The 26,572-nt window shown below is 37.5% G+C and carries 33 protein-coding genes; 29 read left to right on the top strand and 4 right to left on the bottom strand.

Annotated features, from left to right (window positions below):
• Positions 1–34 precede the first annotated feature (34 nt).
• The 21 genes from EGI31_RS17995 to EGI31_RS17900 all read left to right on the top strand — a co-directional run bounded on the left by EGI31_RS17995 (position 35) and on the right by EGI31_RS17900 (position 15,567).
• Entirely contained in the window at positions 35–367 is a 333-nt protein-coding gene (locus EGI31_RS17995; protein ID WP_255038542.1) for a PadR family transcriptional regulator, read from the top strand.
• The gene (locus EGI31_RS17990) at positions 364–1,116 is read left to right on the top strand and encodes a hypothetical protein (RefSeq protein WP_255038541.1); all 753 of its coding nucleotides are present in this window, start codon (positions 364–366) and stop codon (positions 1,114–1,116) included. The genes EGI31_RS17995 and EGI31_RS17990 overlap by 4 nt, the downstream gene beginning before the upstream one ends.
• Complete coding sequence (locus EGI31_RS17985) at positions 1,113–1,781, top strand: hypothetical protein (protein ID WP_255038540.1); 669 nt, start codon at positions 1,113–1,115, stop codon at positions 1,779–1,781. Before EGI31_RS17990 ends, EGI31_RS17985 begins: the two co-directional genes overlap by 4 nt.
• A 12-nt stretch (positions 1,782–1,793) precedes the next feature.
• Entirely contained in the window at positions 1,794–2,078 is a 285-nt protein-coding gene (locus EGI31_RS17980) for a 4a-hydroxytetrahydrobiopterin dehydratase (RefSeq protein ID WP_255038539.1), read from the top strand.
• Between the two features lie 47 nt (positions 2,079–2,125).
• Positions 2,126–3,145: a pyruvate dehydrogenase (acetyl-transferring) E1 component subunit alpha gene (pdhA, locus tag EGI31_RS17975; protein ID WP_255038538.1), complete on the top strand. Its 1,020-nt coding sequence runs from the start codon at positions 2,126–2,128 to the stop codon at positions 3,143–3,145.
• 142 nt (positions 3,146–3,287) lie between these two features.
• On the top strand, positions 3,288–3,983 hold the full coding sequence (locus EGI31_RS17970) for a tetratricopeptide repeat protein (protein WP_255038537.1): 696 nt from the start codon (positions 3,288–3,290) through the stop codon (positions 3,981–3,983).
• 79 nt (positions 3,984–4,062) lie between these two features.
• Entirely contained in the window at positions 4,063–4,542 is a 480-nt protein-coding gene (gene ribH, locus EGI31_RS17965) for a 6,7-dimethyl-8-ribityllumazine synthase (RefSeq protein WP_255038536.1), read from the top strand.
• 75 nt (positions 4,543–4,617) lie between these two features.
• The gene (locus EGI31_RS17960; RefSeq protein WP_255038535.1) at positions 4,618–5,949 is read left to right on the top strand and encodes an aspartate kinase; all 1,332 of its coding nucleotides are present in this window, start codon (positions 4,618–4,620) and stop codon (positions 5,947–5,949) included.
• A 2-nt stretch (positions 5,950–5,951) separates the two neighbouring features.
• Positions 5,952–6,197 (top strand): hypothetical protein, encoded by a 246-nt coding sequence (locus tag EGI31_RS25350; protein WP_310586229.1) that lies wholly within the window; start codon positions 5,952–5,954, stop codon positions 6,195–6,197.
• Between the two features lie 23 nt (positions 6,198–6,220).
• Positions 6,221–6,394: a DinB family protein gene (locus EGI31_RS25345; protein ID WP_310586231.1), complete on the top strand. Its 174-nt coding sequence runs from the start codon at positions 6,221–6,223 to the stop codon at positions 6,392–6,394.
• Complete coding sequence (gene serS, locus EGI31_RS17950) at positions 6,382–7,653, top strand: serine--tRNA ligase (protein ID WP_255038534.1); 1,272 nt, start codon at positions 6,382–6,384, stop codon at positions 7,651–7,653. The genes EGI31_RS25345 and serS overlap by 13 nt, the downstream gene beginning before the upstream one ends.
• Positions 7,654–7,746: 93 nt before the next feature.
• Complete coding sequence (locus tag EGI31_RS17945; protein WP_255038533.1) at positions 7,747–7,965, top strand: DUF2683 family protein; 219 nt, start codon at positions 7,747–7,749, stop codon at positions 7,963–7,965.
• On the top strand, positions 7,941–8,222 hold the full coding sequence (locus EGI31_RS17940; RefSeq protein ID WP_255038532.1) for a Txe/YoeB family addiction module toxin: 282 nt from the start codon (positions 7,941–7,943) through the stop codon (positions 8,220–8,222). Before EGI31_RS17945 ends, EGI31_RS17940 begins: the two co-directional genes overlap by 25 nt.
• 250 nt (positions 8,223–8,472) lie before the next feature.
• Positions 8,473–9,252, top strand: coding sequence for a succinate dehydrogenase cytochrome b subunit (locus EGI31_RS17935; RefSeq protein WP_255038531.1), 780 nt, complete (start codon positions 8,473–8,475; stop codon positions 9,250–9,252).
• A 30-nt stretch (positions 9,253–9,282) separates the two neighbouring features.
• Entirely contained in the window at positions 9,283–11,262 is a 1,980-nt protein-coding gene (locus tag EGI31_RS17930) for a fumarate reductase/succinate dehydrogenase flavoprotein subunit (protein ID WP_255038618.1), read from the top strand.
• Positions 11,263–11,299: 37 nt separating this feature from the next.
• On the top strand, positions 11,300–12,052 hold the full coding sequence (locus tag EGI31_RS17925; RefSeq protein WP_255038617.1) for a succinate dehydrogenase/fumarate reductase iron-sulfur subunit: 753 nt from the start codon (positions 11,300–11,302) through the stop codon (positions 12,050–12,052).
• A 231-nt stretch (positions 12,053–12,283) separates the two neighbouring features.
• Positions 12,284–13,615, top strand: coding sequence for an RIP metalloprotease RseP (gene rseP / locus EGI31_RS17920; RefSeq protein ID WP_255038530.1), 1,332 nt, complete (start codon positions 12,284–12,286; stop codon positions 13,613–13,615).
• Between the two features lie 3 nt (positions 13,616–13,618).
• On the top strand, positions 13,619–14,110 hold the full coding sequence (locus tag EGI31_RS17915; RefSeq protein WP_255038529.1) for a DUF6702 family protein: 492 nt from the start codon (positions 13,619–13,621) through the stop codon (positions 14,108–14,110).
• A 95-nt stretch (positions 14,111–14,205) separates the two neighbouring features.
• The gene (locus EGI31_RS17910; RefSeq protein WP_255038528.1) at positions 14,206–14,670 is read left to right on the top strand and encodes a MarR family winged helix-turn-helix transcriptional regulator; all 465 of its coding nucleotides are present in this window, start codon (positions 14,206–14,208) and stop codon (positions 14,668–14,670) included.
• Between the two features lie 9 nt (positions 14,671–14,679).
• On the top strand, positions 14,680–15,126 hold the full coding sequence (locus tag EGI31_RS17905) for a hypothetical protein (RefSeq protein WP_255038527.1): 447 nt from the start codon (positions 14,680–14,682) through the stop codon (positions 15,124–15,126).
• Between the two features lie 6 nt (positions 15,127–15,132).
• Positions 15,133–15,567 (top strand): NUDIX domain-containing protein, encoded by a 435-nt coding sequence (locus tag EGI31_RS17900; protein WP_255038526.1) that lies wholly within the window; start codon positions 15,133–15,135, stop codon positions 15,565–15,567.
• A gap of 35 nt (positions 15,568–15,602) precedes the next feature.
• On the opposite strand, the gene EGI31_RS17895 is transcribed toward EGI31_RS17900, so the two are convergent.
• The gene (locus EGI31_RS17895; RefSeq protein WP_255038525.1) at positions 15,603–16,622 is read right to left on the bottom strand and encodes a hypothetical protein; all 1,020 of its coding nucleotides are present in this window, start codon (positions 16,620–16,622) and stop codon (positions 15,603–15,605) included.
• Between the two features lie 138 nt (positions 16,623–16,760).
• On the bottom strand, positions 16,761–18,215 hold the full coding sequence (pyk, locus tag EGI31_RS17890; RefSeq protein ID WP_255038524.1) for a pyruvate kinase: 1,455 nt from the start codon (positions 18,213–18,215) through the stop codon (positions 16,761–16,763).
• A 256-nt stretch (positions 18,216–18,471) separates the two neighbouring features.
• Here pyk and EGI31_RS17885 point away from each other — a divergent pair, with 256 nt between their 5' ends.
• The 8 genes from EGI31_RS17885 (at position 18,472) to EGI31_RS17855 (ending at position 25,008) form a co-directional block, all read left to right on the top strand.
• Positions 18,472–19,632, top strand: coding sequence for a 2-isopropylmalate synthase (locus EGI31_RS17885; RefSeq protein ID WP_255038523.1), 1,161 nt, complete (start codon positions 18,472–18,474; stop codon positions 19,630–19,632).
• Positions 19,633–19,665: 33 nt separating this feature from the next.
• Positions 19,666–19,854 carry a hypothetical protein gene (locus EGI31_RS25340; protein ID WP_310586228.1) on the top strand — a complete coding sequence of 63 codons (189 nt, stop codon included), beginning with the start codon at positions 19,666–19,668 and terminating at the stop codon, positions 19,852–19,854.
• A 6-nt stretch (positions 19,855–19,860) separates the two neighbouring features.
• Positions 19,861–20,157 (top strand): O-methyltransferase, encoded by a 297-nt coding sequence (locus tag EGI31_RS25335; RefSeq protein ID WP_310586227.1) that lies wholly within the window; start codon positions 19,861–19,863, stop codon positions 20,155–20,157.
• A gap of 730 nt (positions 20,158–20,887) precedes the next feature.
• The gene (gene rplM / locus EGI31_RS17875) at positions 20,888–21,334 is read left to right on the top strand and encodes a 50S ribosomal protein L13 (protein ID WP_255038522.1); all 447 of its coding nucleotides are present in this window, start codon (positions 20,888–20,890) and stop codon (positions 21,332–21,334) included.
• Between the two features lie 25 nt (positions 21,335–21,359).
• Entirely contained in the window at positions 21,360–21,746 is a 387-nt protein-coding gene (gene rpsI, locus EGI31_RS17870; protein ID WP_255038521.1) for a 30S ribosomal protein S9, read from the top strand.
• 172 nt (positions 21,747–21,918) lie between these two features.
• Positions 21,919–22,827, top strand: a complete 909-nt coding sequence (rpsB, locus tag EGI31_RS17865) for a 30S ribosomal protein S2 (protein WP_255038520.1) — start codon at positions 21,919–21,921, stop codon at positions 22,825–22,827.
• A 105-nt stretch (positions 22,828–22,932) separates the two neighbouring features.
• A complete protein-coding gene (gene tsf, locus EGI31_RS17860; protein WP_255038519.1) occupies positions 22,933–23,766 on the top strand; it encodes a translation elongation factor Ts in 834 nt (277 codons plus the stop codon).
• A gap of 204 nt (positions 23,767–23,970) precedes the next feature.
• On the top strand, positions 23,971–25,008 hold the full coding sequence (locus tag EGI31_RS17855; RefSeq protein WP_255038518.1) for a DUF6268 family outer membrane beta-barrel protein: 1,038 nt from the start codon (positions 23,971–23,973) through the stop codon (positions 25,006–25,008).
• A gap of 48 nt (positions 25,009–25,056) precedes the next feature.
• On the opposite strand, the gene EGI31_RS17850 is transcribed toward EGI31_RS17855, so the two are convergent.
• Both EGI31_RS17850 and EGI31_RS17845 read right to left on the bottom strand, forming a co-directional pair.
• Positions 25,057–25,512: a DUF2147 domain-containing protein gene (locus EGI31_RS17850; protein ID WP_255038517.1), complete on the bottom strand. Its 456-nt coding sequence runs from the start codon at positions 25,510–25,512 to the stop codon at positions 25,057–25,059.
• Between the two features lie 152 nt (positions 25,513–25,664).
• Positions 25,665–26,351 carry a hypothetical protein gene (locus tag EGI31_RS17845; protein ID WP_255037274.1) on the bottom strand — a complete coding sequence of 229 codons (687 nt, stop codon included), beginning with the start codon at positions 26,349–26,351 and terminating at the stop codon, positions 25,665–25,667.
• Positions 26,352–26,572: the final 221 nt, after the last annotated feature.

Here is a 26,572-nt window from a genome sequence, read left to right as displayed (position 1 = left end):
TATGTATGTTTGTATCAAATTATATCAATTCATCATGAATCAGCACCTGAAAGGCAGTTTAAGTACCATTATCCTGAAATTGTTACACGACAATGGCAGAATGTATGGTTACGAAATCACGCAAAAAGTTAAAGAACTCACTCAAGACGATATTCAAATAACCGAAGGAGCACTTTATCCTATTTTACATAAATTGGAAGCCGAGGAAGTTCTAACCGCCGAACTCGAAAAAGTGGATGGTCGCACAAGAAAATACTACAAAATCACTCCAAAAGGAAATGCCGTTGCAGTGGACAGAATAGCTGAACTCAAAGCATTTGCCGAAAATTTAAACCTAATCTTAAACCCGAAACTTAGTATATCATGAAACTGACTGATTCACAAATAGCTGAAATAGAGAAGTATTTTAATTCTTGTGAACTTACATTCAAAGAATTCTATGATGAAATGTTCGATCATTTCTGCTCTGAAATAGAGTATAAAATGAATGAAAGTAAATCGTTTGAGGAATCATTTAATGAGGTCCATGAAAATTTTAATTCCTACAAACAGAAAGTTAGGCTTGGCGAAATCTCAGAATTTTACGGCTTAAAAGCCTTAGAATATCAACAAGCAATGTATTTCGACAGAAACATTAAAATAGAGTATTTCAAAAATTTAGCTAATAATTTTTTAACTTCAAAAATACTAATCTGGTTACTTATCGGTCTGTTAATCTTTAAGTTTTTGCCATACGCAACCATCAATTTCAAATTAAATAGCCTAGGATCTTTTACACAAGGGTTCAGTATCCCCTTGAATATTTTTTTAGCCGCATTCATTATTGAAAAAGCCAATTTAGTTGAGGCATTTAAACACTCAACATTAGGTTCGTTGTTTTCTACCAAAAGGAGGGTATTTACAGATTATTCCCTGAAAACCGTATCGGTATTTAAAATAGTCCTAATACCTATTTCTGCTTTGATTTTTATCATCCAGTTTGTTACACTATTTGAAATTCAAATGGATAAGGTAAGCCAGAGCATAGTATTTACGTTGACTATTCTAATGTTATCAACCACATTAAATTTTTTCATTGAAAAGAAAATTTTAAACTTTAAAATATTCAAAGCATGACCCTTACAGTTACCGAAATCCAAAGAATCGAAGCCTTCGTAAAAGCAAAATACGTAGAATACCATGATATTCAATTAGAACTGGTAGATCATCTTGCTTCAGCCATAGAGGCGGAGTTGGAACAATTTCCCAACCAAGATTTCGAAAAAGTACTACTTTCAAAATATAAAAACTTCGGTTTGTTCGGCTTCTCAGACTTCGTAACTGAAAGAGCCAAAGCTGCTTATTCAGAAAGTCGTAAAAAATATTGGAAGCACTTTTTTGAGTTCTTCAAACTTCCAAAACTTGTTTACACACTCCTAGTATTTACATTGACATTCCTCATTGTTAGTAATTTGCAGCATAATCAATACAAATATTTCGTGCTACCATACTTTCTAATTACAGCATTGGTGGCAGTCGTTATATTGTTGAAAATGAACCGTGAAGAAAAACTAAAATTGATTCAGAAAAAATATCAACCCCTATGGATTTCAATGAGCGGCTCTGTCCTAAATCTCAATAATCTGATATTGAGCGAAAGTTTCAAAAACGCCTTTTTTACCAATCCTTATTTTATTTCCTTAATTTGCACACTTTCACTGATTGGCACTTGGGCCGAGCTCTCCACCCACAAACAAATACACGAAAAACTTCGTTATCAGTATCCAGAGGCATTCAAATAAACAAAAATATCCATGGAAATTACGAAAATTCAAATCGAAGAGTTAACCAAAACAAATTGGAAAATTACTGATGGAAAACTTCACAAACTATTCAATTTCAAAAACTACGCTGAAGTGATTAATTTCACCATGAAGGTGTTTGAAATAGTAGAAAAACACAACCATCATCCCGAAATTGTTGTCAACTATAGCAAAGTAGAAGTTTCTGTAAACAACCACGAAGAGAAAAACATATCAGACAAATGCTATCTTTTGGCCAAAGACATAGATTTTATCAATAATATTCCTTCTATTTAGTTTTAATCCTTATTTTTGCAATCCAAAAAATTCTAAGCGAAAACTTTATGGCAACCAGCAAAAAGAAAGAGGCGGCTCAAGTAAAATACACAAAAGAACAATACATCTTTTGGTACGAGACTATGCAATTGCAACGCAAGTTTGAAGAAAAAGCAGGTCAATTATATGGTCAACAAAAAATCAGAGGATTCTGTCATTTATATATAGGTCAAGAAGCTTGTTCATCTGGTGCGGTATCGGCATTAGAAAAAGGGGACAAGTATATCACAGCATATCGTGACCACGGTCATCCCTTGGCTTTGGGTACAGACCCGAAAAAAATCATGGCCGAACTATATGGAAAAGTAACAGGTACTACCAAAGGTAAAGGTGGTTCTATGCACATTTTTGATAAAGAGGTGGGTTTTGTAGGTGGACACGGTATTGTAGGTGCACAAATACCAATGGGTGCTGGACTGGGTTTTGCCGAAAAATACTTGAACACAGGCAAAGTTTGTATTTGTTATTTTGGTGACGGTGCTACTCGTCAAGGTGCATTGCACGAAGCCTTCAACATGGCCATGACTTGGAAAATACCTACGATTTTTGTGGTAGAAAACAACGGCTATGCTATGGGTACTTCTGTAGAAAGAACCTCAAACGTTAGAGAGTTATATACCCTAGCCGAAGCCTACGACATGCCAGCTGAGCCAGTGGACGCTATGGACGTAGAAATCGTTCACGAAGCCGTTAGTAGAGCAGCAGAAAGAGCTAGAAAAGGTGATGGTCCAACTTTCTTGGAGTTCAAAACTTACAGATTCAGAGGACATTCAATGTCTGACCCTCAAAAATATCGTACCAAAGAAGAAGTAGCCGAATGGAAGCAAAGAGATCCAATCGAACTGATTAAGGATAGAATCTTATTTCAAAAAATAGCTACTGAAGAGGAACTTGCAGCCATTGATGCAAAAATCAAAGTTCAGGTAGATGAATCAGTAACTTTTGCGGAAGAATCTCCATGGCCAAAACCTGAGGAAGCATTTGAGGACATTTATGTTCAGCAGGACTACCCGTTCTTGAGAGAATAAAATTATAAAACGCTGTAAAGACCGATTTTTCGGTCTTTTTTTTGTGTCAAAATGCTTTTGGCACATTTTTTAGGAGTTTTTATATAAATTTTATGAAGGTTTTTCATAAATTTGCACTCCAAAAATTTTGAACAACAGAAAAATGGCTGATAAAGAGAATAAAGGTATTGAAATTATAGAAAACGCCGACGCACTAAAAAAGGAATTTTTTAAGTATGAAGGTCTTTTAGAAAAAAATTCAAAATTACTTACATACATAGGTGGAGCTATTATTGCAGTTGTAGCACTTTACTTCGGTTACAAATACTATACAGATACCCAAGAAAAAGAAGCTCAAGTTGCTCTTTATGATGCTGTTTTCTCTTTTGAGGCAGATTCACTAAACCAAGCATTGAAAGGAAAAGGTGGAAACGAAGGTCTTTTATCTTTAGCTGACAACTACAGCGGTACAAAAGCAGGTAAATTAGCAAGCCTATATGCTGGTATAGCTTTGATGAAGCAAGCTAAATATGCTGAAGCCATCGAAAGATTGGATAAGTTTTCGTCTGACGACCAAGTATTGCAAGGCAGAGCTTACGCACTTATTGGTGACTGTTACATGGAAACTAAAAAAGTCGAAGACGCCATCAACTACTACGAAAAAGCTTCAAACTACAAGCCTAACAAATTCTCAACTCCAGGATATATGATGAAGTGGGCAAATGCTCTTACGGAATCTAAGAAAACAAAAGAGGCTGTAGAGGTTTATTCAGACCTTATAAATAAATATCCTACAGGTACAGAAACCCTTTTGGCTAAAAAGTACAAATCGAGACTAGAAACCGAGATTGGCGAATAACCGAGATTAAAAATATTAAAAATCAAAGGGATAAGCCATCAGGTTTATCCCTTTTTTGTATCATTTACTCATTAGAATTATGTCTTCTGCTCATAAAAACCTTAGTATTTTCAAAACCGAAAACTTACCAGACATCAGTTGGAAAAAGTTTGTGGTCATCGTAGCCGAATGGAACGATGACATCACCGAACCTTTAGCCCAAGGAGCCATAGATACGCTTGTAAAATATGGTGCAAAAGAATCCAATGTGTTGAAAGTTTACGTTCCTGGCAGTTTTGAACTCAGTTATGGCTCCCAAGTATATGCACAAAAGGCTGATATAGATGCCGTTATAGCTATTGGGTGTGTGATTCAAGGAGAAACCAAACACAATGACTATATCAATCACGCTGTAGCTGGCGGATTAACCGAGGTCTCATTGAAATATAACAAGCCAGTAATTTTTGGTGTCTTGACACCCAATACCCACCAACAAGCCCTAGACAGAGCCGGTGGTATACACGGCAACAAAGGCGACGAAGCCGCCATTACCGCGATTAAGATGTTGGGTTTGGCTTAAAATTAAAATCTCTGTGTCGCTCTGTGCAAAACTCCGTGACACTCTGTGGTAAAAGAAAAAATATAACGATATAATATGCAAGTTTGGAAATTTGGCGGCACTTCGGTAGGAAAGCCAGAAAGAATGAAATCAATCAGAAACCTTGTTACAGAGGATAAAACAAGGAAAATTGTGGTTTTATCAGCTTTGTCTGGTACCACAAATGGTCTCTTGGCCATAGGTGAAGCTATAAAACAACATAAAAACTCTGAGGCTTTAGAAAACATTTCAAGTCTTAAAAAACATTATCAGAGTTTTATTGAGGAACTTTATACTACGCCCGAAGGCTTAGCCAAAGGCCAAAAAATCATTGATACTGAATTTGACTTCATAACTTCTTTGATTAACATCAGCCCGTTCACTTTAAAGCAAGACAAAGAATTAGTTGCTCAAGGCGAGATACTTTCAACGCAAATGTTCGCTGCTTACATGGAAGAGGTTGGCGACAGTGTAGTATTGATTCCAGCTTTGGATTTCATGCGTATCGATGCAGACAATGAGCCTGAATTGACCGTTATTGAAGAAAAACTTGGGCACTTATTGTCTAAACAAACAGACAAGCAAATAATTGTTACTCAAGGATTTATCTGTAGAAATCCACGTGGAGAAGTAGATAACTTAAAACGTGGTGGCTCTGACTACACGGCTTCATTGATAGGTGGAGCAACGGTTTCCGAAGAAATACAGATTTGGACAGACATAGACGGCATGCACAACAACGACCCGAGAATCGTAAAGCGTACGTTCCCTGTGCGTGAGTTGAGTTTTGAAGAAGCTGCCGAGCTAGCCTACTTTGGAGCTAAAATTCTCCACCCAAGCACCATTACGCCAGCTAAAATGAAAGGCGTTCCTGTAAGGTTAAAAAATACCATGGAGCCAAACGCCCCTGGAACATTGATAAAGTCCGACGTTTCTCATACCTCCGAAATCACTGCCATTGCTGCCAAAGACAATATTACGGCCATCTATATTCATTCCACCAGAATGCTGAATGCCTATGGTTTTTTAAGAAAAGTATTTGAGGTTTTTGAAAAATACAAAACGCCTGTAGATATGATTACCACCTCTGAGGTTTCAGTGGCGGTGACTATCGACAACAGTGAAAATCTCGACAAAATAACCGAGGAACTCAATCAAATTGCTGATCTTGAGCCTCATGATTTTAACCAAAGTATAATTTGTATTGTGGGTAATTTCATGGCAGACAAGGCGGGCATAGCCATAAATGTTATGAACGCCTTGAAAGATATTCCAGTAAGAATGATTGCCTATGGAGCATCTGAGCACAATATGTCTATTTTGGTTGACACAAAAGACAAAAATGCCGCTTTGGAGGCATTGAATGAAGGGCTTTTTAAATTTGAATAAAAATGCAAAATTCACTTTCTGCTGTTTTCGAAAAAGATCTCATTAGATTAAAATCCGAAATTGAGGCCTATTCGGATGAAGAAAAACTTTGGATAAAAGCCGAAGGCATCAACAATTCGGCAGGAAACTTGTGTTTACATATACTGGGAAATTTGAACAATTACATAGGTGCAATTTTAGGAAACACTGGTTATGAAAGAAATAGACCAGCCGAGTTTTCAGAAAAAACACGAAAGACCATCTATTGAAATCATTACACGAAACCACAGAAATGGTAAAGCAAACAATTTCAAATTTGGATTCTGAAGTTTTAAATCAAACTTACCCAGACAATGTATTTGGCTATGAGATGAAAACAGATTATTTCTTGATTCATCTGGTTGGCCATCTCAATTATCACTTAGGACAAATAAACTATCATAGAAGAATATTATGTTACAACTGAATTTCATCAAAGAAAACAAAGACCTCACCATCGCTGGTCTGGAGAGAAAGTATTTTAAAAATGCCGCCGAAACTGTTGAGCAGGTTTTGTCTTTGGATCAAAACCGCAAAGACACACAGCTGGAATTGGACAATACTTTGGCTCAATCCAACAACTTGGCCAAGGAAATAGGTGGTTTGATGAAAGAAGGTAAAAAAGAAGAAGCAGAAGCCATAAAAGGTAAAACTGCCGAACTCAAAGCCACTTCTAAAAACCTTGAAGAAAAGCTGAAGGAATTGGAAGTATCGCTTCAAGAGGTGCTGGTAACAATGCCCAATTTGCCCCATGAAAGTGTACCAGCAGGCAAAACACCAGAGGAGAACTTAAATATCTTCTCTCAGGGTGAAATACCAAAACTTCATGCTGATGCTCAGCCTCATTGGGAACTGATAAAAAAATACGACATCATAGATTTTGAATTGGGCAATAAGGTATCAGGTGCTGGTTTTCCTTTTTACAAAGGCAAAGGAGCCAAAATCCAACGTGCTTTGATAAATTTCTTTTTGAACGAAGCTGAAGCAGCAGGATATTTTGAAGTGCAACCTCCAATAGTGATCAACGCCGCCTCAGGCTTTGGAACAGGTCAATTGCCTGACAAAGAAGGTCAAATGTATCATGCAACCGCTGATGACCTTTATTTGATTCCAACCGCCGAAGTGCCAATCACCAATATGTACCGAGATGTAATATTGAGTGACAATGATTTACCTGTAAAAAATGTAGCGTATACACCATGTTTCCGTAGAGAGGCTGGCAGTTGGGGAGCTCACGTTAGAGGTTTGAACAGACTCCACCAATTTGACAAGGTAGAAATCGTGCAGGTTCGTAAGCCAGAGGAATCTTATCAGGCTTTGGAGGAAATGCTAGAGCATGTAAAAGGTTTGCTTACAAAACTTGAGTTACCATTCAGAATTCTTCGTTTGTGCGGTGGGGATATGAGTTTTACCTCGGCATTGACATTCGATTTTGAGGTTTACTCAGCGGCTCAAGAACGTTGGTTAGAAGTCAGCTCTGTATCAAATTTTGAAACTTACCAAGCCAACAGACTCAAACTCAGATATAAAGTTGATGGCAAAACAAAGCTTTTGCATACCTTAAATGGTTCGGCATTAGCCTTGCCGAGAATATTGGCAGCTATTTTGGAAAACAATCAGACTGCCGAAGGAATAAAAGTTCCAAAAGTACTTCAAGCTTTCTGTGGATTTGACGTTTTAAATTAAGACTATGGCTTAAAGAAAAATCTTGAAAGTTTTTTTTGATATCATTTTATCAGCCTAAAATTTTTGTACTTTTAAATACTTAAACTTTTTAATATGCATGCTATTATTTCTTACCCAGAAAAAAAGGAAGACATAAATGCCTTGAAAGCCTTCCTCAAAGCTTTAAAAATTAAATTTGAAGATAGGGAAGTGAGTAGTTATGATATCGATTTTATTTCAAAAATTAAAAATAGAGAGGAATCACTAAATAAGGGAGAATTTATAACTATCAAAGACACTGATAATATATGGGAAAGTATACTATCAGAGTAGAAAAATCCGCTCAAAAAGACTTACAAAAAATATACATTTCTGGCAATAAATCGGATATAACAAAAATTGAAACCATTTTTAAGCAATTAGAAGTTAACCCTTACGAAGGCATCGGTTTACCTGAACCATTGAAACATGAGTTGAAAGGTTATTGGTCTAGAAGAATCAATAAGAAAGATAGATTGGTATATAGAGTTTTAGAGAATGAAATTTTAGTAATTGTCATTTCTGCCCTTGGTCATTATTCAGATAAATAGAAACAGAACCTTCAAGATTTTTCTTGGAGGTTTTTTTTGGCCTATGCGTGATATTCCAAAACATTAGCACCAAAAAAATGTTCTAACATGTAAGGATTTGTCAAAGGAACTTGCTCTAAATCAACATCATTTTACCAATAAATTTCAGTATTTATATTGATTCTAAACGGTTTCAGAGTTAGATTTGAACCTCGAAAGTAAATTGGATTTTTCTAAGTATTTACTATTATTTAAATTTTAAAAATATAATATGTCTTGGCTAACAAAAACCTTAACAAGCTCCATAGGTAAAAAACTCCTAATGGCACTCACGGGCTTGTTTTTATGTACTTTTTTGATAGTACACCTCATCGGAAACCTACAATTGTTTAAAAACGACGGTGGTTATGCCTTCAATAACTACGCGGTTTTCATGACCACTTTTCCGCTTATCAAAATCGTTTCTTACGTAAACTACGCACTTATACTATTCCATGCTTTTTGGGGATTGTACATAACCTACAAAAACCGTCAAGCTCGTCCAGTTGGATATGCGGTAGTTAAAAATTCATCGAATGTTTTTAGTCGTAACATGGCCGTTTTGGGAACCATTCTTTTGGTTTATCTGGCGGTACACATGAGTGACTTCTGGTACAAATACCACAATGAGGCACTACCATACGTAAAGTACACTGAGCAAATTTCAAGTGGAAATATTGAAACAACTATGATGGAAACGGGTTATACTCAAGAAGCCAAAAAAGTGGAATCGTTAAATGAGGCTGCGGGAACAAAAACCATCATAGTTAAGGACCTATACAGTGTAGTTTCGTTCTCATTTCAAAACATCTTATTAGTACTTTTCTATGTGCTATCTATGTTTGCTGTAGCGTTCCACATGTTTCATGGTTTCCAAAGTGCGTTTCAAACTTTGGGGTGGAGTCACCCAAAATATACGCCACTTATCAAAGGAATTGGAGTTTGGGTTTTTGCGGTTTTGATTCCTATCGGATATGCAGCAATGCCTTTATATTTTTATTTTTTAAAATAATTTCAGCTTAATTATAAAAAAATGGCAACAATAAAATTGGACGCAAAGGTGCCTGAAGGCCCAATAGGCGAAAAATGGACGAAATATAAATCATCCGTACCTTTGGTAAACCCAGCCAACAAGCGTAGTCTGGAAATTATAGTGGTAGGTACAGGACTTGCCGGAGCTTCGGCTGCGGCGTCATTGGCCGAAATGGGCTATAAGGTCAAAACATTTTGTTTTCAAGATTCTCCACGTCGAGCTCACTCCATTGCGGCTCAAGGAGGTATCAACGCAGCTAAAAATTATCAAAACGACGGAGACTCTACATACAGATTGTTCTACGACACCATCAAAGGTGGTGATTACAGAGCAAGAGAAGCAAACGTTCACCGTTTAGCTGAAGTTTCAGCCAATATTATTGACCAATGTGTGGCTCAAGGTGTACCTTTCGCACGTGATTATGGTGGTATGTTGCGAAACAGATCCTTTGGTGGTACACAAGTACAACGTACTTTTTATGCTGCCGGACAAACTGGTCAACAATTACTTTTAGGAGCTTATTCGGCACTTGAGAGACAAATAGGTAAGGGTTCTGTTGTAAATTATTCTCGTCATGAAATGCTTGATGTTGTTAAAATCGACGGCAAAGCACGAGGAATTATTGCAAGAAATCTTATCACTGGAGAACTTGAAAGACATTTCGGACATGCAGTGTTATTGTGTACTGGTGGATACGGAAACGTATTTTATCTATCTACCAACGCCATGGGAAGTAATGTAACTGCAGCTTGGAAAGCCCACAAACAAGGAGCATTATTTGCAAATCCTTGTTTCACGCAGATTCACCCCACATGTATACCGGTTTCTGGCGATCATCAGTCAAAGCTAACTTTGATGTCTGAATCCTTGCGTAATGACGGACGTATTTGGGTTCCAAAACAAAAAGACGACAAACGTGCAGCCAACGATATTCCAGAAGAGGAAAGAGATTACTACTTAGAGCGTCGTTACCCTGCGTTTGGTAACCTAGTGCCAAGAGACATCGCTTCACGTGCAGCCAAGGAAAGATGTGATGCTGGCTATGGTGTAGGTGCTACTAAAATGGCGGTATATCTAGATTTTAAATCAAACTTAATCAACAAATACGGTAGAGCAGAGGCTACAAAATTGGGTATCGAAAACCCTGATTTGGATACTTTGATTCGCCTAGGAAAAGAAGTTGTAAAAGAGGAGTATGGTAACTTGTTTGACATGTACAAACAAATTACGGGAGAAGATCCTTACGAAGTTCCTATGATGATATATCCAGCAGTACACTATACCATGGGTGGTGTTTGGGTAGATTATAACCTCATGACTACCGTTCCAGGTCTATATTGTTTAGGTGAGGCCAATTTCTCTGACCACGGAGCCAACCGATTGGGAGCTTCTGCTCTGATGCAAGGTTTATCAGATGGATATTTTGTGATTCCTTATACCATTGGTGCATACTTGTCGGCCGAAATTAAAACCAAGGCAATTCCTACTGATCATGAAGCATTTGTAGAAGCTGAGAAAGCAACACGTGAGAGAATTGAGAAATTATTAAATATCAAAGGAAAACAATCACCAGAATCATTCCACAAAAGATTAGGAAAAATCATGTGGGAAAAATGCGGAATGGCCAGAAACGAAAAAGGTTTGAAAGAAGCCATTGCTGAAATCCAAGCCTTGAAAAAAGAGTTCTGGAGCGATCTTAGAGTTTTGGGTGATATAGACGGATTCAACCCTGAGCTTGACAAAGCTGGCCGTGTGGCTGACTTTATAGAGTTAGGAGAGTTGATGTGTATAGATGCATTGAATAGAAACGAATCTTGTGGTGGACACTTCAGAGAAGAATACCAAGAAGACGGTGGTGAAGCCATGCGTGACGACGAAAACTATATGTATGTGGCAGCTTGGGAACACAAAGGTGAAAGCCAATGGGAGCTGCACAAAGAAGAGCTTAAATATGAGAACATCAAAATAGCTCAACGTAACTATAAATAATTATTTCAATTTTTTTTGAATTATGAGCACAGGTAATATGACCATTAATCTGAAAGTTTGGAAGCAAAAAAATGCCAAAACTTCAGGTAGTTTAGAAACATATAAAGTTGATCACGTTTCGCCAGACATGTCGTTTTTGGAGATGTTTGACGTACTAAACGAAAAACTTGTACAAGAAAACAAAGAACCGATAGCATTTGACCACGATTGCCGTGAAGGAATATGTGGAATGTGCTCCATGTATATCAATGGCCAACCTCATGGACCGCTTGAAGGTGTTACCACTTGTCAGCTACACATGAGAACCTTTAATGACGGCGACACCATAGTTGTAGAACCATGGAGATCAAAAGCATTCCCAGTTATCAAAGACTTAGTGGTTGATCGCTCGGCGTTTGATAGAATAATAGCCTCAGGTGGTTATGTATCTGTAAACACAGGAAATGCCCAAGATGCCAATAGTCTGCCTATTGGAAAAGACAAAGCAGACATGGCATTTGCTGCAGCGGCTTGCATAGGCTGTGGGGCATGCGTAGCCGCTTGTAAAAATGCTTCAGCGATGCTTTTTGTATCTGCCAAAGTTTCTCAATTGGCATTGTTACCTCAAGGCCAACCAGAAAGAGAGTCAAGAGCCCTCAATATGGTTGCCCAAATGGATGCCGAAGGATTTGGAGCTTGTACAAACACTGGAGCATGTGCGGCAGAGTGTCCAAAAGAGATTTCTCTAGAGAATATTGCTAGATTAAATAGAGAATTTTTAGGTGCAAGTATAAGCAGTACAGGCGTTTAAAAAAATAATTAAAAACTGTTGCTACATTAAAATCTTTTACTAACTTTGTATCAAAGTTGTGTGGATTTAGTAGCGAGACACCCACGTCGGTTTCCGGTGTGGGTGTTTTTTTATGTATAAATTCTAGGAAAATACGCTCATTTTTGCTCCTAAATACTACATTATTTGAATTTTATAACGAATTTTGCGTTTTAGATACCAAAGACAAACTATCAGGCTTAGCCAAAAAATATGGAAGGATTAATTATGGCCGCTCAGCTTTTGCTGGCACTTACGATTTTAGTTGGACTACACGAATTTGGACATTTTATATTTGCCAGAATCTTCAACATCCGAGTTAATAAATTTTATATATTCTTTGACTTTTTATTTCCACTTCCCAACGTCCTAAACTTTGCTCTTTGGAAAAAGAAAAAAGGCGATACCGAATACGGCCTAGGTTGGTTTCCATTGGGTGGCTACGTAGATATAGCCGGTATGATTGACGAAACCAAAGACGCTTCACAGCTATCTTCTACGCCTGAGCCGTGGGAATTTCGTTCAAAACCAGCTTGGCAGAGACTTTTTGTAATGTTGGGAGGAATCATTGTAAACGTAATTCTTGGTATACTGATATTCTCTGGCGTAAAATACGTTTGGGGAGATGAAGACTACACCAAAGAGGAAATAAACAAAAGAGGAATATTTGCCTACCCAATGGCCGAGAAAATTGGCCTAAAAACAGGAGATAAAATCACTAAAATAAATGGTAAAGACTATGAAACGCTTAGTGAATTGCGAGGCTCAATTACCAATGAAAATGTACTGTTTACTGTTGAAAGAGATAGTACAACCTTAGAAATACCAATACCCAACGAACTAATAGACAAAGTTGCTCAGAAAAACTACTTTATAGATCCCATCATTCCTTTTGAAGTTGACCGCGTAACCAAAGGCATGCCAGCAGAAAAGTCTGGACTAAGAAGTGGAGACAAAATAGTGAGTTTTAATGGTACACCAATTACATATTATCAACAAATACAACCACTAATAAAGAAATCGGCCAACAAAAAAGTTGACTTAGGAATTGAAAGAAAAGGCACAAGCCTTGTTATACATCCAGTAGTTACGGCAGATTCAGCCATAGGTTTTTACCCAAAAAGTCTCCTAACTTCAACGAAGGCTATGTACTCTTTACCAGAGGCTTTCAAAGTTGGCTCAGTAGAAGCATTAGGAGTAATTCCTCAACAAATCAATGGTTTTGCAAGAATTTTCAAAGGACATATTTCGCCTAAAAATGCACTTACTGGACCAGTAGGTTTAGCACAAATGTTTTCTCCGAAATGGGATTGGGAAAAATTCTGGGCACTTACCGGATTGCTTTCTATGGCTTTGGCATTTATGAATGCTCTACCGATTCCTGCATTAGATGGTGGCCATGTCATCGTATTGCTTTATGAAATGATCAGTGGCCGCAAGCCTTCAGAGAAATTTATGGAACGCACCCAACAAATAGGAACATTTATTCTTTTGGCCTTGATGGTGTACGTGTTGTTCAATGACACCCTAAAACTACTATTCTAAAAAATGCTTAGGATTCTACTTCTTGTTTGTTTTCTGAACACAAATTGGAGTCCTAAGCACGATTTTCATACATCACTTACCGAAATCAACTATAACCCAAAATCTGGGTCTTTGGAACTATCAGTTCGAGTATTTACGGATGATTTAGAGTTAACGTTGACGAATTTTAACAAAGGTAAATTAGTCAAAATAGAGGACCCAGAAAACGTTGTTGATCCACTTATTGAACAATATCTTCGCAAAAATTTGGCCCTAGTATCGCCTGACAAAGACGTAAAATTCGGAAAGTTTTATGGGAAAGAAAAAGAAGCTAACGCCACTTGGCTTTATTTAGAAATATTTGATTGTAAGAACATTAAAAACTACACAATTTATAATAATATCATGCAAGAGATGTTTTCTGACCAAACCAATCTTGTAAATATCATTTTTGGAAGCGATAAAAGAACCATCGTTTTTGACTCTAAGACCAGAATTTCCACCTGGCCATTTTAATTAATTATTTCGTTACAAAAACTTTATAGTATGCTTGCATAACATTAAAAATGTTTAGTTTTGCAAAACTATAGATTTAGAATTCTTTGAGTAAAATGAAAAAAGAGAAAACCATAGACTTTCATATAAAGTGGGTTTGGCATGCTATATCTCGCATGTATAATATATATGCTGCCAGCGAGGATATGACCATGTCTATTGGCTATGTTTTGCTCAACATTGATTTAGAAAAAGGCACTCCAGCTACTAAAATTGGTCCATCTATTGGTATGGAACCAAGAAGCTTAACCAGAATGCTCAAATCACTCGAAGAAAAAGGTTGGATTTATAGAGAAACAGATCCGGTGGACAAACGCTTTGTAAACGTTTTTTTAACTGATTTAGGCAAAGAGAAACGAAACTTTGCGAGATTAGGGGTAATTGAATTCAATAATAAACTTAGTGAGACTTTGTCTAAGGAACAATTGAAAACCTTTTTTGAGGTGATTCAACAAATCAACGAAATCGTAGAAAAAACAGCTGCAGACGCCAAGAACACTGAATTGGCCATTGTTGACTAATCTTTTATTATGCCCAAAAGAATCAGTTTATATATTACAGGTTTGATGTTCGGTATGAGTATCACAAGCTATGCACAAAGTGTGGTTTACTATCCATTCAATTCTATTTTAGGACTTAGTACCAATCCCTCCAAGGCGGTTTGGTTAGATGTTAAATTTCAAACCAACTCTTACTTTTCTTCGTTAAGCACAGATATTTCTCCAGAAATAAATCTAAAAAAAACACCGAAGTCCATAACCTATTTGGGAGGAGGCGTAAAGATGAATTATCTGAATGCCATAGAAAATAACAATATTTTAGAAGGTTATTTTATGAACTTCGGGGTGAGATTAATGCCTTTTGAGAAATATAAAAAGGTTCAGATAGCCTTCGAAATCTCACCCTACGCAGGCAGAAAGTTCGACATCGGGGTATTCAGAACAAACTTTGGAATAGGTTATAATTTTTCAAGATAAGCTTTGATGAAAACCAGACCTTCGGCTATCATTCTAGCTGACAATAAACTACTTACGCTGAAATACAATTACAATGGCAATTTGTTGTATGCAATTCCAGGTGGTAATCTAGAATTTGGCGAAAAACTAGAAGTTGCCTTAAAAAGAGAATTGGAGGAAGAAATTGGTTTGGAGATTGAGGTCCAGAATTTACTATTCTTGGCAGAGGTCCATCAACAAAACAAAGATACCTTGCACTGTGTCTTCAAGGCCAAAGTAGTTTCTGGTACACCACAACTCAATCCAAACGAAACAACTGCTCTCGAAATCTGTTGGTTACCAATTGAGACCATAGAAAATTATAATCTATACCCCAATATAAAAACCCAAATAAAAGAACATTTTTTAGAAGGAAAAGACCACCAAGTATTTTTGGGAGAAATTAATCAGCCTTGGCTTTAAACAAAAATGACGACCGAAAGTCGCCATTTTTATTATTAGAAATTATTTCCTCTTCTACCCGAATCGTTTGATTTACCTCTATCTGGAAGGCTCCTTCTTCCGCTATCATTGCCTCTGCTTGATCCATTGTCCGAGCTTTTGGTAGATGGTCTCGGAGTTAGTATTTCCTCCCTCCTATTGTTCTCACGTCCTCTCGATGAGGTGCTTGGAGCTTCTGTTCTACTATTTCCATTTCTCTGAGGTGTTGTGCTAGGAACATCACTTCTTGAGCTACCACTTCCCCAGTTACCTGAGTTGCTTCTGTTATCATTTGACCTCGAATCTCTACTACTGCTGTTGTTTCTATTATCCGAAGATCTTGAACCTCTGCTGTAGTTATTATTTCTGTTGTTGTTCCTATCCTCGGTTCTGCTACGGCTGCTATTCCAATCTCTGTTGCTATTGTTACTTCTATTCCAGCTTCTGTCTCTGTCCCAGTTATCGTTTCTATTCCAGTTGTTGTTTCTATGGTTCCAGTTGCTAGTGTAGCTTCTGTTTCTGTAATAGACATGGCTTCTTGGGAAAAACGCTCTCGGACGATATCCAAATGAGATGCTTCCATAACCTCTTCTGTCAAAACGGTAAAAATCGTAGGTAGAACCAAAGTACCAAGGTAAATATCCGTTGAAACTCAAACCACGAGGACTGTAGCCATAATAGGTTCTGTCCCAATCACGAAGTTCTATACCAATCAATCTGTTAAGGTCAACCACATCCTCCCAGATTTCATCTTGCTCAAAAGCACTCAGAAAACCGTCAGATTGGTAAGCATACTCTTTTCTTTCTATCCGCTCAAGCTTATTATAAAGTCTGTCGGCTTCTCTACGAGTAAGACTACCATTGTCTATTCCGTCTGAGATTCTCACCCTGATGTCCCAACGCCAGTCAAAGTTATCCTCATAAAAATATCTGTCAGGCCCATCAAAAGAAGAACCATATTCGTCGTTATAGTCATATTGAGCCGTTGCTGAAGCTCCACATAGTAACATTCCGAAAAAAACCACCAAAGCTCTCATAATTGTAGAAGTTTAAATTTGAACATTAGATGCATAAAAGTAGCGGAAGGTTTACTCAGGAATTGTTAATGAAAATTTAATAATAAAAAAGCCCCCATTTCTATGAAAATGAGGGCTTAAGAATCAATGCTTAATTACTTACACCACACTCAATCTAACCGTATTGGTTCTGTTGTTTTCGGTAAGAGGGAAACTCATGGTGTTGATATATTTGTCGCCAGTTTGCAACAAACCTTTGGTTACCAAATATTTGTTGGCTTCTTCGAGCATATCACCAGAATTGGCATATTTTATTTTTTCTAATGCAATAACCTCTACGCCCCAATACAAGCTTAACTGCGTCATAAGCTTAGTATTTGATGTAAAGATATAAATATTGGATTTTGGTCTGTGGTGAGAAAGTCTCACCGCAGTATAACCCGAAGAGGTGATACCGATCAAGGCTTTCACATTCAAATCGCGAGCCATTCTACAACCCATCATGATAACTGTATCGTTGTCTTTATCGTCAGAAACATAGTCAGCCTCCGTTACTCTGGTATGATGACGGAAATACAATCGAGACGGATCTCCAAATTTCTCTACATGTGCAATAGTTTTGGCCATTGTTTCTACCGAAAGCACCGGATACTTTCCAGATGCACTTTCCGCACTTAACATAACGGCATCAGCTCCGTCCAATACAGCGTTGGCCACATCACCTACTTCCGCTCTAGTTGGGCTAGGACTTTCTATCATGCTCTCCAACATTTGTGTTGCTACTATAACAGGCTTAGCCGCCAAATGACACTTGTGAATCAATACTTTCTGTATAATTGGCACTTCTTCAGCTGGCATTTCTACCCCTAAGTCACCTCTAGCTACCATAACTGCATCTGTAGCGGCTATGATTTCGTCCATATTAGTAATGGCCTCGGGTTTTTCAACTTTAGCAATAACCTTGGCCGATGAACCCTTTGATTTGATATATTCTTTTATATCCAATATCTCTTTAGCAGTTCTTACAAACGAAAGAGCAATCCAATCCACATCATTTGCCAAGCCAAAATCCAAATCCGCCCAGTCTTTGTCAGTTACAGATGGTTGCGAAATATTGGTATTAGGTAAGTTAACGCCTTTCTTTTGTTTCAAAAGACCACCATAAACTACCTCAGTAGTAACTTCCTGCTTATCTTTATCTACACTTACTACTCTTACCTCTAGCTTACCGTCATCCATCAATATTCTGTCACCAAGGCTAACGTCTTGAAACATACCCTTGTATGGCGTACTAGCACGTTCAGCATTTCCAACGATATCTTCATTTGTAAAAACAAACTTATTGCCAGCAATCAAATCCACACCTGCATTGCCTCCTACCATCTCTCCAACACGGATTTTTGGCCCCTGCAAATCTTGCAAAATGGCACAGTTGAAACCGTATTCTGTATTTATTTTTCTAATTTTCTCTATTCTTAGTTTGTGATCCTCATGCGTGCCATGCGAAAAATTCAATCGAAATACATTTACACCCGCCTGAGCCAAAGCCACCAACATTTCTTCGGATTCAGAAGCTGGACCTACCGTTGCTACAATTTTTGTTCTTTTATTCATATAATAGATTAATAATTTCGGAGAATTGAATGCTTTTTTGGATAAAAGATTCGGTATTCGCCACATTTCGATGTTTCAACCACAAAATTAAAAATATTAGTTTACACTTACAGAATAAAATTTCAGTTTGTTCTGATTTGAATAGCATATTATTCCTATTTTGTCCATAACGGCCCTACAAAATATATCTGCATGTCTATTTTAATTAATTTTGTATTCCATTATGAACGAGTACCAAACATTTTAAGATAAAACTATGAGCGAGAAAATCTATGTTTTCGATACCACACTACGCGATGGCGAACAAGTTCCGGGTTGCCAGCTAAACCTTGACGAGAAGCTAATGATAGCTCAAGAACTCGACAAACTTGGAGTGGATATTATCGAAGCGGGATTTCCAATCTCCAGCCCTGGTGACTTTAAGTCTGTTGAGGGCATAGCTAGAGTCGTACAAAATGCAACCGTTTGTGGACTGACCCGTTCGGTTAAAAAAGACATTGAAGTGGCTGCGGAGGCACTTAAACCCGCTCGTAAACCAAGAATTCATACAGGAATAGGTGCCTCAGACATACATATATTACATAAGTTTAATAGCAATCGTGACGAAATTCTACAAAGAGGCGTAGATGCAGTAAAATATGCTAAGAGCTTTGTAGAAGACGTAGAATTTTATGCTGAAGATGCAGGAAGGGCAGATTTGGAGTTTTTAGCCAGATTGACCGAAGCTGTTATAAAAGCTGGAGCTACCGTTGTGAACCTTCCGGATACTACTGGTTATTTGTTGCCTCACCAAATGTACGACAGAGTGGATTATTTAATGAACAACGTGCCAAATGTCGACAAAGCCATACTTTCTATGCACTGCCACAACGACCTAGGTATGGCTACTGCCAATACCATAGCAGGTATAAGAGCGGGAGCTAGGCAAGTAGAAGTAACTATAAACGGTATAGGCGAAAGAGCTGGAAATACGTCTTTGGAAGAAGTAGTAATGACCCTAAAGGTTCACAAAGACTTGGGTTTACATACAGATATAAATACCGAGATGCTCTATCCGCTGAGCCAATTGGTATCCAAAACCATGCGTATGCCTGTACAGGCCAACAAGGCCATAGTCGGTCGAAATGCATTTGCACATTCATCAGGCATACACCAAGATGGTTTCTTGAAGCACTCACAAAACTACGAGATAATGACCCCGCAAGAAGTGGGCATTAATAAATCTGACATTGTTTTGACAGCCCGTAGTGGCCGACATGCACTGAAACACCGTCTTTCATTGCTAGGATTTAATGTAGGCAAAGACAAAATCGACGAAACCTACGATCAGTTTCTTGAGCTCGCCGACAAAATCAAGGAAGTAAATGACAAAGACTTGGTGGTTTTGATGAAACAACTTACTGAGGCTGAGGTTTAGAAAAAACTCCTATCACATTTCTTCAGAAAAATAATGGAATCTGACATACAGAATATTCCAGTGGCTTACTATACCATAGATGCAGCCACAAAGGATATGGGCTTTACGATGCCTTCGGACATACTTACTTGTTCATTATTAAAAACATTGGCAGCGTCAAAACCAAATGGTAAATATCTAGAGCTCGGTACAGGAACGGGCCTATCTACTGCTTGGATTTAGGATGGGATGGACAAAAACTCCAGCCTGATTTCTATTGACTATAATTCAAAACTTCTAGAGATAGCTCAAAAACTCCTTGCAAGCGATACACGCCTAAGCCTAGAATGTGTAGATGGGGAAGCTAGAGTAAACCAAAACTTAGGTCAAAAATTCGATTATATTTTTGCAGATACTTGGCATGGAAAATACCTGATGCTCGATGAAGTTTTAGAAATGCTAAACATCGGTGGCTTATATATTATTGACGACATGCTTCCGCAGGAGAATTGGCCGGAAGGACACGCGAAAAGGCCCTGCATTTAGAAAACTATTAGGAGAGAAGAACTGACCTGAAATTAACCAAATTGCAATGGGCTACGGGGATTCTTATTTGTGTAAAGTGTTAATGGTATTTTTATTGATTAAAAAGATTGCCTCCAAACAGTCATTGCCATTTCAAATTGACTTTTATTTTCCTCAAAATTTCGATAATAATTGTAGGAAAATAATGTCACCCCGATGGGGCTTTTGGATATCTAGCTGTAATTTTGTTTTACCAAAATATCAGCCCTCTGGGCTTTAACTTTATGGTTTTTCATTTTTAAAATTTTGTGAGATGGATTTAAGCCTCATCGAGGCGGCATATTGGTAAAAATGAAAACCTAACTTCCAAATTAAAGCCCAAGCAGGGCGACATTTAAAAAAGATATTTGTAAAATTCAAAACGTTCAAAATACTTCTTGAACTAAAATCAATTCCCTAGACTTGAATATTTTATCAAAAAAAGTCATAATCTCCACTAAATCAGTAACAAATTTTGGTTCGTAAATATTTTTTCATAACTTTGCAGCCCCAAATACCGCCTTGTGGGTGCTGCCCGCTCTCATAAGGCCCAGCAAATTATATGAAAAGTAGGAGTTCCGACCTGCTTTATGTGCTTAAAATTAGCATCTTATAATTAGAAAAGATTTGAATTGAAACAGAGCAAACTGATTGGGTAAGGTCCTCTTTTTGAATTCATAAATTGATTAATTAACGTTAAAAATTAGTACTCGTGGATCAATTAAGTTATAGAACTGTATCGGCTAATCGCCAAACAGTAGAAAAAAAATGGGTTGTGATAGACGCCAGCAATCAAATATTGGGTCGTCTTTCTAGTCAGATTGTAAATATTTTAAGAGGCAAAAACAAGCCTTCGTTTACACCTCATGTTGAATGTGGAGACAACGTGATTGTGATTAATGCAGAGAAAGTTCGTTTGACAGGTAAAAAAATGACGGATAAAGTTTATACCCGTCATACTGGTCACCCAGGTGGTCAACGTTTCGCTACCCCAAGAGAGCTTATGGCTAAGGATGGTAGAAAAGTAGTAGAAATGGCTATAAAAGGTATGTTGCCTAAGAATCGTTTGGGAAGCAAATTGTATACAAATCTTTATGTATACGAAGGAGCCGAGCATCCGCATCAAGCACAGCAACCAACCACTATCGAAATCAATTAATAAGAACGAAAAAACTTAAAATAAAATGCAGGTAATCAATACCGTTGGTAGAAGAAAAACAGCAGTTGCCCGTATCTATATGAAGCCTGGTAAAGGCGACGTGACCATCAATGGTCGTGAGATGGCAAATTATTTCCCAACAGAGGTTCTTCAAATTATTTTGAACCAACCTTTTGGTGTAGTTAACGCTACGGGAAAATATGATCTTAAAGTTAACGTAAGAGGTGGTGGTATCGCCGGACAAGCAGAAGCTATCAGAATGGCTATTGCTCGTGCATTGTGCGAAGCCGACACTGAGAACAGACCTCCGCTTAAGAAAGAAGGATTCCTTACAAGAGACTCACGTATGGTTGAGCGTAAGAAATACGGACGTCGTAAAGCTCGTAAGAGATTCCAGTTCTCGAAACGTTAATCGATTTACGATTTTTTGGATTTACGATTGCAGATTGGTCTATTTGACTTTTACTTAATCGTAAATCTAAAATCGGATTAATCAAAAATAAACTGGTCCAGACAGTGCTTATCGTGCCCGATGTACTGTGCTGCAAATTCAATTTTTTTCAAAACATTTTTAAACAAAAGAAATGGCACAAATTCAATACAAAGACCTGTTAGATGCAGGCGTACATTTTGGTCACCTTACTCGTAAGTGGGATCCAAGAATGGCTCCATATATTTTTATGGAAAAAAACGGGATTCACATCATCGATTTGAATCACTCTCTTGAAAACCTTGCAGCTGCTCAAGCTTTTGTAAAAAGCGTAGTTCGTTCAGGTCGTAAAATCATGTTTGTTGCTACAAAAAAACAAGCTCAAGAAATCGTTTCTGAAGAAGCAAAACGCCTAAAAATGCCTTTCGTTACTGAAAGATGGTTAGGTGGTATGTTGACTAACTTCTCGACAATCAAAAAGTCGTTGAAGAAAATGACCAACATCGACAAAATGCTTTCTGACGAAACTACTGCTAGCAACATAGCTAAAAGAGAGAAATTGATGTTGGGTCGTGAGCAGGCTAAATTGGAGAAATTGTTGGGTGGCGTTGCTGACCTTTCAAGACTTCCAGCTGCTTTGTTTGTTGTTGATATCAAAAGAGAACACCTTGCTATAGCTGAAGCCAAGAGATTGGGTATTCCAGTAGTAGCCATGTGTGATACTAACTCAAACCCAGAGATTGTAGATTTCGCTATCCCTTCTAATGACGATGCATACAAATCTATTTCATTGATTACCCTTGCTATTGGTAAAGCCATAGAAGAAGGTATCCTTGAGAGAAAAACTGACAAAGAATCTGCTGCTTTGCAAGAAGAAGAAGATGCTAAAAGAGCAGTTGATACAGCTAGAGAAGTAGTTTCAAGAGGAGATGACGAGGCTGCTGAGGGCAAAAGAAAAAGAGTAAAAACAGCTGAGGTTGCTGAAGAAGCAGCTCCAGTAGTTGAAGCAGAGGCCACTCCAGAAGTGGAAGCTGCTGCACCAAGCGAAGAGCCAGAGGCATAATATACGGATCGCTTCGATAAGATAATAGAATAGCCCGAAGCATAGCTTTGGGCTGTTCGTTTTAAAAAAAGACTAAAAAATTTATTTACATAAAAATAATATAAAATGAATATTACTGCAGCTGACGTAAACAAACTACGTCAATTAACAGGAGCCGGAATGATGGATTGCAAAAAAGCCCTTACAGAAGCAGAGGGAGATTTTGACAAAGCCGTGGAAGTATTGCGTAAAGCAGGACAAAAAGTAGCAGCAAAACGTGCTGACAACGAGACTTCAGAAGGTGTTGTATTGGTAGATGTTAGCGATAGCGGAAAAAGTGCAAAAGTATTGGCTTTAGCTTGTGAAACTGAGCCAGTATCTAACGTTGAGGACTTCAAAAACCTTGCGAATGCGATTCTTCAAGCTGGTGTAAAACACCATGCTAAAGACGCTGAAACATTGTTGGGTCTTTCTCTTGAAAACGGACAATCAGTTCAAGAGAATATCACTGAGTTGATCGGTAAAATTGGTGAGAAAATAGTTGTAGCAGCTTACAACCACGTAGAAGGTGAGCAAGTAGTGGCTTATATCCATAGCAATAAAAAGGCTGCTGGTGTAGTTTCTTTCGAAAACACAGGAGGCACTGACGTAACCGAACTTGGAAGAGACGTAGCGATGCAAATTGTAGCTATGAAGCCAGTAGGTTTAGACAAAGACAGTGTTGACCCAACTATCGTAGAGAAAGAAATCGAAATCGGTAAAGAGCAAGCTCGTGCTGAAGGCAAGCCTGAGGCTATGTTGGAGAAAATTGCTTTGGGTAAATTGAACAAATTCTACAAAGAACAAACTTTGCTTAACCAAGAATTCGTGAAAGACGGTTCGGTAACTATCGCTCAGTTGCTTGAAAAAACTGTGAAAGGATTGACTATCTCTTCTTTCAAAAGAATTCAAATTGGATAATATTTTAGCTTTTGGCTGATAGCTTATATTTTATGGTAGACCCCGCAAATTTTTTTGTGGGGTCATTTTTTTGATTGCCGAATTACAACAAAAATTGCATCGATTACATATAAAAATTCATTTTTCGTAGCAGAATTTTAAAATAAAATGAAAACAACTATTAATTTAGTGTGTTTCAACAAATACTAACCAAAACATATAGAAATGAATAAAATTATTGGGCTCTTTTTTTTTACATCGATTTCGCTTTCATCCTTTGCACAAACAGACAGTACCAAAACGGAAGATTTTAACTTTGATGATTTCGGCAATGCAGATGAAAAAGTAATAAAAACCTACTGCACACAAAAAGTGAACTATTTGTCACCAACAAGATTTGTTTCGATAGGTTATGAGCAAGTGCTGCCATTCCATATTGAGTCAAATGGTACACACCTAAGTTCCTCAGCTAACCCAAACCAACGCATGGTTGAGACCCACGTGAATAGATTTTCAGGTCTGAGAGCAGCCTTTAATACTCCAGTAATTTCACGGTCTAACGTTATTGTCAGCCTTGGCTTGACGTACTGGAATACAGGCATTAGATATGAAAACCCAGAACGTTCTAATTTTTTTAAAAATACAGAAACCCTCAATAGCACAGGCATAAACACCACTATATTTAAGCCTTTCAACAATAAGAATTTTCTAATTGTGCAAGCAAGTGCAGACTTAAATGGTAATTATAAAAATATTAGTGAATTAAACTCTAAGGGATTAACCTATAGTGGAGTGGCCATTTATGGATGGAAAAAAGACGATAATCTGATGTGGGGACTGGGTGTAAGCCGCACTTACCGAGCTGGACAAGTTATTCATGTTCCGGCGATACTGTATAACAAAACCTTCAATAAAAACTGGGGAGTAGAAGCTGTTTTACCTGCAAAAGCCAACTTAAGAAGAAACTTCAGCCCAAGTTCGTTTATTATGCTGGGCTATGAAATAGAAGGAAACACATATTATGTTGGACAGATAAACAACAAAGAAACCTATCTTAGAAGAGGTGAAATGAAACCTAGGATATCGTTCGAAAGACAAATTAAGGGTTTTATTTGGTTAGCAGCTCAAGCGGGTTGGAGATACAACTGGAGATATGACGGATTTTTGACCCAAAATCCTGTAAAAAACGAAATTCCAACCTTCACTAACACCCTCGGAAATCCTTTATATTTCAACTTGAGTTTGAATTTTGTAAGTCCATAAAAAAGGGCAGAAAATATCTGCCCTTTTTTTATGAATATTTATGTGAGACTAGCTTTTTTTCACTTGTCTTTTCCAAACGTCTGTTCGGCCAAAAAGCGAAACACCTATAAAACCTCGAACCTCTAAAGTATTATCATCAATGAGTTTCATTTCACAAGAGTAGTCATTTCCATTTTTAGGGTCATAGACTCTACCATCTTCCCATTTATTTTGACCTTTGTACACAAAATCCCTAAGGTTTTCAAGACCTTTTAAGGTTCTTGACTGTAACTTTGGCTCAGGATTATTTACATCTGTTCTTGGTTTTCCATCAGCGTCGTTCGGAACTTTTAACCAAACTATTTTTCCATAATATTTTTCGCCTTTCTTGTAAATCTGCACCATTCCAGTGCCTTCACCATTTTTCCAAACACCCAAAACAGCATCGGCATTTTGGGCAAAAAGCACAGAAGATGTTAAATAAAATAAAGTGGTAATTAATAATGTTTTTAAAGTGTATCGCATAATTTTAAATTTTGTTTTAATCTAAACGTAAATTAGTATCATTTAGTTTTGCCTTAAAAGTGTCTATTTCTAATGGCAAATTTGTCCTAAAAATTAATAAGAACTTTGAAATACAAAATTTGAAGGTTTCCAAAACATCCAAATTTGAGAATCTATTTGCACCCAAAATGCACGTAAACGATTCTCTCAAACTTGTTCCAGTCTGGATCTTTCTTAAGAGCCGCCATAGCCGCAGCACAGCCTTTGAACAGTTCTTTTGATTGTTCGTCATAATCACCCTTTGTAATTTTGTAAGCTGGCTTATCTCCAACTTTTACAAAATAAGACTTATCCAATCCACCCACTTTCATTGGTCCCACTCCTACAGACATGGTTTCACTTGCGAAAGGGTTAAAATAAACTCTCACTTTGTTATGAAATCCTGGATTTACCAACTGCATCAATAATGGCTGTACTTTTCCTTTAATATCAACTTGTGTATATTCAAAAAATCCATAACCATCGGTAATTCTGTCGTTATTCAGATCTTTTGAAAGGTTGGTGCCAACTTCCATTTGTTTGCTGAACTTATCCAAGCCCGAGGCTGGCAAATACATTTCCTTTATTTGTTCTGGCTTATAGGTCTTTTTCTTTCCATCTACTTTTATGGTAATTTCGGAGATGTTTCCTTTCTTTCTATCCAAATCTTCAATATCCCCCTCCACTTTTGAACCATCGGCCAAGGTCAGGTAGGCGATTTTCTTGGAAGAGAATCTGTCAAAACCCTCCATAAAGCTTTGAGAATAAGACACAAAGGAAATGAGCATAATAAATGCTACAGTGTAAATTTTTGATTTCATATTTTATAGTGTTTAAACCATAAATTTAGCAAAAAGAATTCAGAAAGCACTACCGCAACCGTCTGATAATTCGGGTATTGCGGAAATCGCCTAGACATTTAAGGATTTTAAAAGTGAGCTCATAATCGGTGGCGTTGAGTATAAAATCTTGTGTGGGTTTACAGAAAACCATGAAGTCGTCTAAATCTTCATCTTGCAGATGTGTAATCTGAGCTACTACT

The sequence above is a fragment of the Lacihabitans soyangensis genome, assembly GCF_024343775.1.
GTDB classification, from domain to species: domain Bacteria; phylum Bacteroidota; class Bacteroidia; order Cytophagales; family Spirosomataceae; genus Leadbetterella; species Leadbetterella soyangensis.
The sequence above is the reverse complement of the archived record's forward strand: the minus strand, read 5'-3'. Positions and strand labels throughout refer to the sequence as shown.

Bases quoted from the DNA above. Each gene is read 5' to 3' on its own strand.
- EGI31_RS17995 (WP_255038542.1), top strand. From the start codon at position 35: ATGAATCAGCACCTGAAAGGCAGTTTAAGTACCATTATCCTGAAATTG.
- EGI31_RS17990 (WP_255038541.1), top strand. From the start codon at position 364: ATGAAACTGACTGATTCACAAATAGCTGAAATAGAGAAGTATTTTAAT.
- EGI31_RS17985 (WP_255038540.1), top strand. From the start codon at position 1,113: ATGACCCTTACAGTTACCGAAATCCAAAGAATCGAAGCCTTCGTAAAA.
- EGI31_RS17980 (WP_255038539.1), top strand. From the start codon at position 1,794: ATGGAAATTACGAAAATTCAAATCGAAGAGTTAACCAAAACAAATTGG.
- pdhA (WP_255038538.1), top strand. From the start codon at position 2,126: ATGGCAACCAGCAAAAAGAAAGAGGCGGCTCAAGTAAAATACACAAAA.
- EGI31_RS17970 (WP_255038537.1), top strand. From the start codon at position 3,288: ATGGCTGATAAAGAGAATAAAGGTATTGAAATTATAGAAAACGCCGAC.
- ribH (WP_255038536.1), top strand. From the start codon at position 4,063: ATGTCTTCTGCTCATAAAAACCTTAGTATTTTCAAAACCGAAAACTTA.
- EGI31_RS17960 (WP_255038535.1), top strand. From the start codon at position 4,618: ATGCAAGTTTGGAAATTTGGCGGCACTTCGGTAGGAAAGCCAGAAAGA.
- EGI31_RS25350 (WP_310586229.1), top strand. From the start codon at position 5,952: ATGCAAAATTCACTTTCTGCTGTTTTCGAAAAAGATCTCATTAGATTA.
- EGI31_RS25345 (WP_310586231.1), top strand. From the start codon at position 6,221: ATGGTAAAGCAAACAATTTCAAATTTGGATTCTGAAGTTTTAAATCAA.
- serS (WP_255038534.1), top strand. From the start codon at position 6,382: ATGTTACAACTGAATTTCATCAAAGAAAACAAAGACCTCACCATCGCT.
- EGI31_RS17945 (WP_255038533.1), top strand. From the start codon at position 7,747: ATGCATGCTATTATTTCTTACCCAGAAAAAAAGGAAGACATAAATGCC.
- EGI31_RS17940 (WP_255038532.1), top strand. From the start codon at position 7,941: ATGGGAAAGTATACTATCAGAGTAGAAAAATCCGCTCAAAAAGACTTA.
- EGI31_RS17935 (WP_255038531.1), top strand. From the start codon at position 8,473: ATGTCTTGGCTAACAAAAACCTTAACAAGCTCCATAGGTAAAAAACTC.
- EGI31_RS17925 (WP_255038617.1), top strand. From the start codon at position 11,300: ATGACCATTAATCTGAAAGTTTGGAAGCAAAAAAATGCCAAAACTTCA.
- rseP (WP_255038530.1), top strand. From the start codon at position 12,284: ATGGAAGGATTAATTATGGCCGCTCAGCTTTTGCTGGCACTTACGATT.
- EGI31_RS17915 (WP_255038529.1), top strand. From the start codon at position 13,619: ATGCTTAGGATTCTACTTCTTGTTTGTTTTCTGAACACAAATTGGAGT.
- EGI31_RS17910 (WP_255038528.1), top strand. From the start codon at position 14,206: ATGAAAAAAGAGAAAACCATAGACTTTCATATAAAGTGGGTTTGGCAT.
- EGI31_RS17905 (WP_255038527.1), top strand. From the start codon at position 14,680: ATGCCCAAAAGAATCAGTTTATATATTACAGGTTTGATGTTCGGTATG.
- EGI31_RS17900 (WP_255038526.1), top strand. From the start codon at position 15,133: ATGAAAACCAGACCTTCGGCTATCATTCTAGCTGACAATAAACTACTT.
- EGI31_RS17895 (WP_255038525.1), bottom strand. From the start codon at position 16,622: ATGAGAGCTTTGGTGGTTTTTTTCGGAATGTTACTATGTGGAGCTTCA.
- pyk (WP_255038524.1), bottom strand. From the start codon at position 18,215: ATGAATAAAAGAACAAAAATTGTAGCAACGGTAGGTCCAGCTTCTGAA.
- EGI31_RS17885 (WP_255038523.1), top strand. From the start codon at position 18,472: ATGAGCGAGAAAATCTATGTTTTCGATACCACACTACGCGATGGCGAA.
- EGI31_RS25340 (WP_310586228.1), top strand. From the start codon at position 19,666: ATGGAATCTGACATACAGAATATTCCAGTGGCTTACTATACCATAGAT.
- EGI31_RS25335 (WP_310586227.1), top strand. From the start codon at position 19,861: ATGGACAAAAACTCCAGCCTGATTTCTATTGACTATAATTCAAAACTT.
- rpsI (WP_255038521.1), top strand. From the start codon at position 21,360: ATGCAGGTAATCAATACCGTTGGTAGAAGAAAAACAGCAGTTGCCCGT.
- rpsB (WP_255038520.1), top strand. From the start codon at position 21,919: ATGGCACAAATTCAATACAAAGACCTGTTAGATGCAGGCGTACATTTT.
- tsf (WP_255038519.1), top strand. From the start codon at position 22,933: ATGAATATTACTGCAGCTGACGTAAACAAACTACGTCAATTAACAGGA.
- EGI31_RS17855 (WP_255038518.1), top strand. From the start codon at position 23,971: ATGAATAAAATTATTGGGCTCTTTTTTTTTACATCGATTTCGCTTTCA.
- EGI31_RS17850 (WP_255038517.1), bottom strand. From the start codon at position 25,512: ATGCGATACACTTTAAAAACATTATTAATTACCACTTTATTTTATTTA.
- EGI31_RS17845 (WP_255037274.1), bottom strand. From the start codon at position 26,351: ATGAAATCAAAAATTTACACTGTAGCATTTATTATGCTCATTTCCTTT.